Source organism: Streptomyces sp. LS1784 (assembly GCF_020103755.1).
Classification (GTDB): Bacteria; Actinomycetota; Actinomycetes; order Streptomycetales; family Streptomycetaceae; genus Kitasatospora.
The window spans coordinates 1-8,758 of sequence record NZ_JAHSQD010000352.1; the positions used below are offsets into that span (position 1 = coordinate 1).

Genomic DNA, 8,758 nt, shown 5'->3' on the forward strand with positions numbered 1-8,758 from the left:
CCGCCGGCTCCCCGGTGCGGGGGGCTCGGCGGCCCATGAGGCGCGTACCGACGGTGTGACGGGCGGGCCCTTGTGGAGCTGGGTCAGGCGGAGAGCGGTTCGGGCTGCTCGCCGCGGCGGACGGGGGCCGGGTGGGCGGGGTGTGCCCGGCCGAGCGGGACGGGGTGGACCGGCTGCTCGGTGCGGTCGTGGTGCTCGTACTCGCCCCACTGCGGGGCGCGCAGCTGGTCCGCGCCGCCGTAGGGCTCCAGGTAGGGCCGCCACCGCGGGTCCTTGATCCCGGTGCCGATGATGCGCCAGGCCAGGCCGCTGGGCGGCGCGGGTGGTCGCTTCATCCGCCATCCGAGTTCGGTGAGGTGGCGGTCGGCCTTGGTGTGGTTGCAGCGGCGGCAGGCCGCCACCACGTTGTCCCACCGGTGCTGGCCACCGCGGCTGCGCGGGATGACGTGGTCGACGCTGGTGGCGGCGGCCCCGCAGTAGACGCAGCGGCCGTGGTCGCGGGCGAACAGCGCCCGGCGGGTGAGCGGGACGGGCCCGCAGAACGGGACCCGCACGAAGCGGGTCAGTCGGACGACGGACGGCGCCGGAAGGGCGCTGGTGGCGCTGTGCAGAGTGACTTCCGAGTCCTCCAGGCTGACCGCCTTGTGGTTGAGGACCAGGATGAGTGCGCGGCGCATCGATACGACGCCGAGTGGCTCGTAGGACGCGTTGAGGACCAGGACATGCGGCACGGATGCCTCCTTGGACGCCTGCGGCGCGTGGCTCGCGCCGGGACGAGCGGTTGGATCGCGCCACTCGTGCGCGATCTCCCCCAGTGTCGCCTTACGCCTTTGTACGGCGCCACCACTCCTGTGTAACGGACCTTGCGTGAACTCCGGGTGTGGTCTCGGTCATAGCCGGTATGCCCGGGGGAAGGTCGGGTTGCACCCGGGTGGCGGAGCGGCCCGCCCCGGTGACCCTGCCGGGGGTCCCTCCGGGGGCACGGATCGGCCGTCCGGAGCAGTGCCCCGACTGGCCCGGACGGCCTCGGAGTCCGGGTGCGGGGGGAGCGTACGGGTGCGTTGACGGGGCGTTCGGTACGTTCCGTACGCCCTCGACCACCCTCGCGGGAGGTTTCCCGCGCGTCCCGGCGGGCGTCCGACGGCGGATAGGCTGACGCTCACGGTCCGCGGGCCGCTCCTCGGCGGTGCGGGCCCGCCACGCACGCCAGCCAGGAAGGTCCGCACGTGTTCAGCTCCGGTGCCACCGGTCCGTCCGACGCGTCCTCGACGCTCACCACCCCGACGCCGGCCCCCAGCCCCACCGCGCAGCTGCCCGAGCTCGACCTGCGGATCCCGACCAGCGCGCAGGAGGTCTCGGACACCACCCGGCAGGCCGCCAGCTGGTTCGACACCCACTGGCAGGGCTGGCTGGCCTCCGGGCTGCGGATCGTCTTCATCATCGTGCTGGCCTTGGTGCTGCGGGCCGTGGTGCGCAAGCTCATCACCCAGCTGATCGGGCGGATGGCGCGCACCTCCGAGCACCAGGAGGAGAGCCGGCTTGGCGGGCTGCTGGCCAACACCGGGGTGGTGAACCCGGAGCGGCGCCAGCAGCGCTCGGAGGCGATCGGCTCGGTGCTGCGCAGCGTGGCCTCCTTCTCCATCCTGGGCACGGCGGCGCTGATGGTGCTCTCCGCGCTGGGGGTGAACCTGGCGCCGCTGCTGGCGAGCGCCGGTGTGGCCGGTGTGGCGATCGGTTTCGGCGCCCGCAACCTGGTCACCGACTTCCTCTCCGGGGTCTTCATGATCATGGAGGACCAGTACGGCGTCGGCGACGAGATCGACACCGGGGTGGCCACCGGCACCGTGCTGGAGGTCGGCCTGCGGGTGACCAAGCTGCGCGGCGCGAACGGCGAGATCTGGTACATCCGCAACGGCGAGGTGAAGCGGATCGCCAACATGAGCCAGGGTTGGGCGACCGCCTCGGTGGACGTGCAGGTCGGGTACAAGGAGGACCTGGTCCGGGTCGAGGAGCTGATCCTGGCGACGGCCGAGGAGATGGCCAAGGAGGCCCCGTACGACGAGCTGATCTGGGCCCCGGTGTCGATCCTGGGCGTGGAGTCGGTCGCCTCGGACTCGGTGGTGGTGCGGGTCGAGGCCCGAACGGCCCCGGGCAAGGCGGCCTCCGTCTCCCGGGCGCTGCGCCAGCGGCTGAAGGTGGCCTTCGACCAGGCCGGGATCAAGGTCAAGGAGGAGGTCCCGGCGGCGGCCGGGGCGACCGGCGTGGTGATCGCGCCCTCGCCGGTGCCGGCCGCCGAGCAGACCGCACCGTCCGCGCTGGCCGACCCGGCCTCGGCCCGGTTCCGGGCGACCGAGCCGATCCCGGCGGCGAAGGGGGAGCCGGCCCCGTAGCGGAAGCGGTTCGCACAGAGGGGACGAAGGCCCCGCTCCCACCACCGTGGGGGCGGGCAGCGAGAGGACGGGGGTGGGCCCGCCGCTGGCGGTCGAGGGCAGCGGGGGAAGGCTCACGCAGGAGTTCGAGTTCGCGCATGAGATAGCGGACAGCCGGCAGGCCCTCGTCGCTTCTCGGTACGCGCAGGCGGCCCGCCCGAGGAGGAACTACCTTGTCAGGTGGTCGAACTCGCCCTCCTTGATGCCGCGCAGAAGGGCGCGGATCTTGCCGGGCGTTGTGGTGATGACGACGTCGGGCTCATCGCTTTCGCGGAGTTTGATGCTGCGGTCGGGGCCTGCGGCAAGGTAGAGGCAGTTGGCTGACTCGGAACTGTAGCTGGACTTCTGCCAGTTGAGATCTGACATGGCGCTTCCTCTCAGGCTTCCTTTTCGATACGGGCAATGAGATCACGCGACTTCGCCTGGCTGAGGGCACAGGCCTCCATGAGGTCCAGAACCTTCTGGTACTTCACCAGTTGCGCATGGGCGTCAAGGAACTCGGAGCCGTGGTACGTATCGAGCTGCACAGTGTCGAGCTGGGGCACAACCTCGGAGCAGTAGACGATGGACTGCCCGGAGCCGGGGAACGTCCCCGCACCGAAGGGAATCACGAGGACGGATACGTTCTCACGGGTGCTCGCCTCAATGAGGTGCCTGTGCTGCGCGCGGGCCACGGCCGGCCCGCCGAACCCCATCCGCAGGGCTGCTTCATGGACGATTACGGTGAGCGGGATCGCCCGCTGGCCGTAGACGACGGCCTGCCGTTTGATCCGGTACGACACGCGGTGCTCCACCTCGGGTGGCGTCAGAGGCGGTACGACATTACTGGCGAGCACACGTGCGTGGTCGGCGGTCTGGAGCAGGCCGGGGATGTGGATCACCGAGGCGATGCGCACCGCCGTGGCATGGTGTTCCGTTTCAGCAAGATCGAGCATGGTCGGCGGCAGGATGTCGCGGTACTCCTCCCACCACCCCCGGGTCCGCCTGCCTGTCATACCGGCAAGAGCGTCGATCAGACTCTGGTCCGTACATGCATACGCCCGAGCGAACGCGCGGACGCGCTCCGCGCTCACCGCGTAGCGGCCCGCTTCGATTCGGCTCATATGGCCCTGGTTCACACCGACGAGAGCTGCGGCCGCAGTTGAGCTGAGCCCGGCATTCTCGCGAAGTTTGCGCAGCTCAAACCCAAGTCGCTGCTGCCGCAACGTCGGGGTGCCACTCGATGCCATCGCGATCCTCTCATTCACTGCCAGGAGTGTGATATGGCAAGTCTTCAATGGACTACATGGAAACTATGCCATGTCAGCGCTACCGTATGACATGGATCAGCTACTGAAGGTGCTGGCCGTTGGCTCAACCATGCCTTGAGGCAGGAGACTTCCATGACTGCTGAGCCCTCGCAAAACCCCCGTCTGGCCGCGCTCACACCGACCGTTCCCGACCCCTTCGACCAGGATCTGTGCGAGCTCGTGCTCGACACCGCACCCCGGCTGTTCGCCGTCGTGCAGGTGTGCGGCGAGGGCCCTGCGGACGCCGACGGATGGGTCGCGGCCTGGGGACTCGTCGACAATGACGGGCCGACACACGTGGTCGGCGTCGACGGGCGGGCACGGATGACTCTCACGTCTCCCGATCGAGCCTTGCACCACTTCGCCGGGCGCCCGGGGATCACCGCGCGGCTGGACCGACCCGAGGCCGCCTGACCTCCAGCCTGCCGACGCGCCTGTCAGCGGACGAGCAGGCGCGAGTGGGCCGCGAGGGATGCGGCGGGCTCGGATCTTGGACGCGGGCCCGCTCTTCTCATCCGTTCCCTGTCACCCGCATCGCGCTCCGTTCCACCGCGACCACGATCGCGGCGGAACGGAGAGAGAAGCTGTGATGGATCCACAGCCTTCCCGCCTTCTGCGCAGGAAGTCGGTCTGGCCGACTTCCTGCGCAGAACGCCGGACACTGCCGTCTTTTTTATTTCTGGTGCCGCCCCTCGGCACACCGAGGGGCGGCACCCGGCTTCTTCTCTTTTTTGCTTCAAGGGAGCGGCAGGACGCGCTGGACGGCCCCGGAAGCCGACGATCTGCCTTTGGGCGGCCTCCTCACCAGAGGAGGCCGCCGCGCCTGTTTTTAGAGCTGGCTTGCTTTTTTGCGCCGCCCCCTCATTGGAGCACTTCTCGTGGTGATGCTCCTCGGCGATCCGAGGAGCATCACCACAATTCCCGTCTTCTTCCATGCTTCGTTTCATCGATGCGCCGCCCCTCCCCACCCAAGGAGGGGCGGCGCACTTATTTTTTCCTTTTTATATAAGTTTCCGTCCTTGGAGGCTAGGCGAGTGTTGGCCCCGCTCCGGCGGGGGCGGGGCTTCGTGCTGTCCGGTAACGCTTCGGCATCCTCCGCTCCACCCACCATTGACACCCCGCCGACACGGCCCTTACGGTCCTTCCCAAGCGACTGGAAAGTTTCCTAACAGTTCGCCCGAAGCCCGCCCGCTCCCCGCGTCGGCGCCACCCGCGGACCGTCCCGACCAGCCGAAAGAGGAGGATTCCGGGCATGACCAAGAGCACCGCCAAGGCCCCCCTCGCCGGCACCCCCAGCCTGCTGCGCGCCATCAACGACCGCGCCGCCCTCGAACTGCTGCTGGAGAACGGGCCGCTCTCGCGCACCCAGATCGGCGCCCTCACCGGGCTGTCCAAGCCCACCGCCTCCCAGTTGCTGGCCCGGCTGGAGGCGGCCGGGCTGGTCCTGCCGGTCGGCACCACGGCGGGCGGACCCGGCCCCAACGCCCAGCTGTACCAGGTGAATCCGGCCGCCGGGTACGTCGCCGGACTGGACGTCACCAACAGCGAGATCCGGGTCGCCGTCGCCGACATCACCGGCACCACGCTGGCCGAGCACACCGTGCCGACCAAGGGCGTCCCGGCCGCCGGCACCGTACCGACCGTCGCCGCCGCGGTGGCCGAGGCGGCGCGGGCCGCCGGAATCCCCGAGGGCGGCCTGCGCACCGCCGCGATCGGGCTCGGCGGCGCCCCCGACCCCGTCACCGGCAAACTGCGCTACGCCTCCCACCTGCCGGGCTGGCACTCGCCGCGACTGGTCGAGGAGCTGACCGGGGCGATCGGCGCGCCGGTGTCGATCGAGAACGACGTGAACCTGGCCGCCGTCGCCGAACGGTCCTCGGGTGCGGCGGCCGGCTTCGAGGACTTCGTCCTGCTCTGGGCCGGGGCGGGCGTCGGCGCGGCGATCGTGATCGCCGGACGGCTGCACCGCGGCTTCACCGGCGGCGCCGGGGAGGTCGGCTACATGCCGCTGCCCGACTCGCCGGTCGAGTGGGACGCCCGCCGCCGCAAGTTCGGCGGGTTCCAGGCGCTGGTCGGCGCACCCGCCGTCCGGGCCCTGGCCCGTGAGCACGGGCTCGGAGCGGCCACCGCACAGGAGTCCGTCGCCAAGGCGCTGGCCACCCCGGGCGCCGGCGACGCCTTCCTCGCCGAGCTGGCCGGGCGGCTCGCCGTCGGGCTGGCGGTGATCGTCGCCGTCGTCGACCCCCAGCTGGTGGTCCTCTCCGGCGTGGTGCCGAGCGCGGGCGGCGAGCGCCTGCGCGCGCTGGTCGAGGACGAACTGGCGCGGATCTCCATCGCCCGGCCGGAGGTCCGCAGCAGCGCCCTGCCCGGCTCACCGGTCCTGCTCGGCGCCCTGCAACGTGCCCTGTCCGACGCCCGCGAGGCGGTCTTCTCCACCCACTGACGCTCCCCCTGTCACCTCGCTCCCTGCACCCAGCTCTCCCCAACCCCCGAACGCGGGACCCGAGGCAACGAGGCCTGCCCGCGCACCCCCAGGAGGATCCCGAAGTGCACGCCACCACCTCCCGCAGAGGCCGCCGCACCATCGCCGCCGTCGCCGGCAGCGCCGTCCTGGCCCTGCTCGCCTCCGCCTGCACCGGTTCCAGCGACTCGGGCGGCAGCGACGACTCGGCCGGCGGCAAGGACGTCACCATCACCTTCTGGCACGGCTGGAGCCAGGAGAACGAGATCAAGGCGATCAACGACAACATCGCCGCCTTCGAGAAGAGCCACCCCAACATCCACGTCAAGGCCGTGGACAGCCTCGCGGACGACAAGGTCAACCAGGCCCTGCGGGCCGGCGGCGCCGACGCGCCGGACGTGGTCTCCTCGTTCACCACCAACAACGTCGGCATGTTCTGCTCGACCAAGGCCTTCGTCGACCTCAAGCCGATGCTCCGGAAGAGCGGCATCGACCCGGCCAAGACCTTCCCGGCCACGATGCTCGACTACACGCAGTTCCAGGGCAACCAGTGCTCGCTGCCGCTGCTCGGCGACGCCTACGGCCTGTACTACAACAAGAAGGCCTTCGCCGCCGCCGGCATCGCCAACCCGCCGAAGACCTTCAGCGAGTTCGCCGAGGACGCCGCCAAGCTGACCGTCGCCGACGGCGACTCGTACAAGCAGCTCGGCTTCATGCCGCTGTACCACGGCTACGAGAACACCACCGAGCACTTCCTCGGCCAGTACGGCCCCACCTACTTCGGCTCCGACGGCAAGTCGAACATCGCCACCGACCCGAAGGTCGCCGCGATGTTCAAGTGGCAGAAGGGCCTGGTCGACCAGCTCGGCGGCTACGACAAGCTGGAGAAGTACCGCGCCACCTTCGGCGAGGAGTTCAGCGCCAAGAACCCCTTCCACACCGGCCAGGTCGCGATGATCCTCGACGGCGAGTGGCGCACCGCCTCGCTCGCCAAGGACAAGCCCGACTTCGAGTGGGCCACCGCCGCCTTCCCCGTCCCGGACGACCAGGCCGACACCTACGGCCGCGGCTACCAGACCGGCACCATCGTCGGCATCGCCAGCACCAGCAAGAAGCAGGCCGCCGCCTGGGAGTTCGTCAAGTACCTGACCACGGACACCGACGCGGTGGTCGGCTTCGCCAACGCGATCCACAACGTGCCGAGCACCTTCGACGCGCTCAACTCGCCGAAGCTGGTCAGCGACGAGAACGTCAAGACCTTCCTGGACGTCGCCAGGAACGCCAACTCCACCACCACCCCGCCGGCCGTCAACGGCGGCAGCTACATCATCACCCTGCAGAACCTCGGCTACGACTACGAGTCCGGCAAGCAGACCGACCTCCAGGCCGGCCTGGCCGCCACGGCCAAGCAGATCGACACCGACATCGCCCAGGCCAAGTAGGCCCGGAACGGTCCACGGAGCTCCCATGTCACTCGCGTTCGGCACCCGCAAGGGAAGCGACGAGGCCGACGCGGGACCGACCGGCCCGGCGGCGCCCTCCACGCAGCACCTGCTGCGCCGGAAGCGCCGCCGGGAGGCGGCCCGCACCCTCGCCTTCCTCTCCCCCTGGCTGATCGGGTTCAGCGTCTTCTTCGTCTACCCGCTGGTCTCCACCCTCTACTTCTCCTTCACCTCCTACAACGGCTTCGGCTCCCCGACCTTCAGCGGCCTGAAGAACTGGGACTACGTCTTCAACCAGCTGCCGACCTTCTGGCAGGGCCTGCGCAACACCCTGTGGCTGGTCGTCGTCATGGTGAGCCTGCGGGTCGCCTTCGGCCTGGGCATCGGGATGCTCATCACCAAGGTCAAGACCGGCGCCGGCTTCTTCCGCACCGCCTTCTACCTGCCGTACCTGGCCCCGCCGGTGGCCGCGACCGTCGCCTTCGCCTTCCTGTTCAACCCCGGCACCGGCCCGGTCAACCACCTGCTCGGCGAGCTCGGCCTGCCGCAGCCCGGCTGGTTCGCCTCCGAGGACTGGTCCAAGCCCGCGCTCACCCTGCTCGCCATGTGGGGCATCGGCGACCTGATGGTCATCTTCATGGCCTCGCTGCTGGACGTCCCCAGGGAGCAGTACGAGGCGGCCGAGCTGGACGGCGCCGGCCCGTTCCAGCGGTTCCGGTACGTCACCCTGCCGAACATCTCGCCGATCATCATGTTCGCGGTGGTCACCGGGGTGATCCAGACCATGCAGTACTACACCCAGGCGATCGTCGCCGGGAAGGTCGCCAGCGGCATCGCAGGTGGCTCCGGCCAGCCGTTCGAGCCCGGCTACCCGGGCGGCTCCACCTGGACCCTGCCGCAGATGGTCTACAACCTCGGTTTCCAGCGCTTCGACTACGGCGCGGCCTGCGTCGTCGCCCTGGTGCTGTTCGCCATCTCGATGGCCGTCACCTCGATCCTGCTCCGCCGCCGCTCCGGCTTCACGGCGAGCGACGACTAGCGGGCCTGTGAGGACCTGATCATGACTCTTGGCACCACACTCACCAAGGCGCCGGCCTCCGCCGGCCCCTCCCGCCCCGGCGGCCCCGCCGCCCGGGC

General features: G+C 70.0%; 7 protein-coding genes and 1 pseudogene. 5 read left to right on the plus strand and 3 right to left on the minus strand.

Annotated features, from left to right (window positions below; genetic code table 11):
- Positions 1 to 221: 221 nt before the first annotated feature.
- Positions 222 to 731: pseudogene (locus tag KS423_RS30435) on the minus strand (HNH endonuclease); the annotation flags it as partial.
- 495 nt (positions 732 to 1,226) lie between these two features.
- Here KS423_RS30435 and KS423_RS30440 point away from each other — a divergent pair.
- On the plus strand, positions 1,227 to 2,390 hold the full coding sequence (locus KS423_RS30440) for a mechanosensitive ion channel family protein (protein WP_224282993.1): 1,164 nt from the start codon (positions 1,227 to 1,229) through the stop codon (positions 2,388 to 2,390).
- 207 nt (positions 2,391 to 2,597) lie between these two features.
- On the opposite strand, the gene KS423_RS30445 is transcribed toward KS423_RS30440, so the two are convergent.
- Both KS423_RS30445 and KS423_RS30450 read right to left on the minus strand, forming a co-directional pair.
- Positions 2,598 to 2,795 (minus strand): DUF397 domain-containing protein, encoded by a 198-nt coding sequence (locus KS423_RS30445; RefSeq protein ID WP_224282994.1) that lies wholly within the window; start codon positions 2,793 to 2,795, stop codon positions 2,598 to 2,600.
- 11 nt (positions 2,796 to 2,806) lie between these two features.
- Positions 2,807 to 3,658 (minus strand): helix-turn-helix transcriptional regulator, encoded by an 852-nt coding sequence (locus KS423_RS30450; RefSeq protein WP_224282999.1) that lies wholly within the window; start codon positions 3,656 to 3,658, stop codon positions 2,807 to 2,809.
- A gap of 153 nt (positions 3,659 to 3,811) precedes the next feature.
- On the opposite strand from KS423_RS30450, the gene KS423_RS30455 reads away from it, so the two are divergent.
- The 4 genes from KS423_RS30455 to KS423_RS30470 all read left to right on the plus strand — a co-directional run bounded on the left by KS423_RS30455 (position 3,812) and on the right by KS423_RS30470 (position 8,660).
- Positions 3,812 to 4,132: a hypothetical protein gene (locus KS423_RS30455; RefSeq protein ID WP_224282995.1), complete on the plus strand. Its 321-nt coding sequence runs from the start codon at positions 3,812 to 3,814 to the stop codon at positions 4,130 to 4,132.
- An 838-nt stretch (positions 4,133 to 4,970) separates the two neighbouring features.
- Positions 4,971 to 6,161: an ROK family transcriptional regulator gene (locus tag KS423_RS30460; protein ID WP_224282996.1), complete on the plus strand. Its 1,191-nt coding sequence runs from the start codon at positions 4,971 to 4,973 to the stop codon at positions 6,159 to 6,161.
- A gap of 104 nt (positions 6,162 to 6,265) precedes the next feature.
- Entirely contained in the window at positions 6,266 to 7,621 is a 1,356-nt protein-coding gene (locus KS423_RS30465) for an ABC transporter substrate-binding protein (RefSeq protein ID WP_224282997.1), read from the plus strand.
- Positions 7,622 to 7,646: 25 nt separating this feature from the next.
- Positions 7,647 to 8,660: a carbohydrate ABC transporter permease gene (locus KS423_RS30470; RefSeq protein ID WP_224282998.1), complete on the plus strand. Its 1,014-nt coding sequence runs from the start codon at positions 7,647 to 7,649 to the stop codon at positions 8,658 to 8,660.
- The last annotated feature ends 98 nt before the right edge of the window (positions 8,661 to 8,758 follow it).

What these genes read in the sequence shown, in the direction of transcription:
- KS423_RS30445 (WP_224282994.1), bottom strand. Translation starts at nt 2,795, where the DNA reads ATGTCAGATCTCAACTGGCAGAAGTCCAGCTACAGTTCCGAGTCAGCC.
- KS423_RS30450 (WP_224282999.1), bottom strand. Translation starts at nt 3,658, where the DNA reads ATGGCATCGAGTGGCACCCCGACGTTGCGGCAGCAGCGACTTGGGTTT.
- KS423_RS30455 (WP_224282995.1), top strand. Translation starts at nt 3,812, where the DNA reads ATGACTGCTGAGCCCTCGCAAAACCCCCGTCTGGCCGCGCTCACACCG.
- KS423_RS30460 (WP_224282996.1), top strand. Translation starts at nt 4,971, where the DNA reads ATGACCAAGAGCACCGCCAAGGCCCCCCTCGCCGGCACCCCCAGCCTG.
- KS423_RS30470 (WP_224282998.1), top strand. Translation starts at nt 7,647, where the DNA reads ATGTCACTCGCGTTCGGCACCCGCAAGGGAAGCGACGAGGCCGACGCG.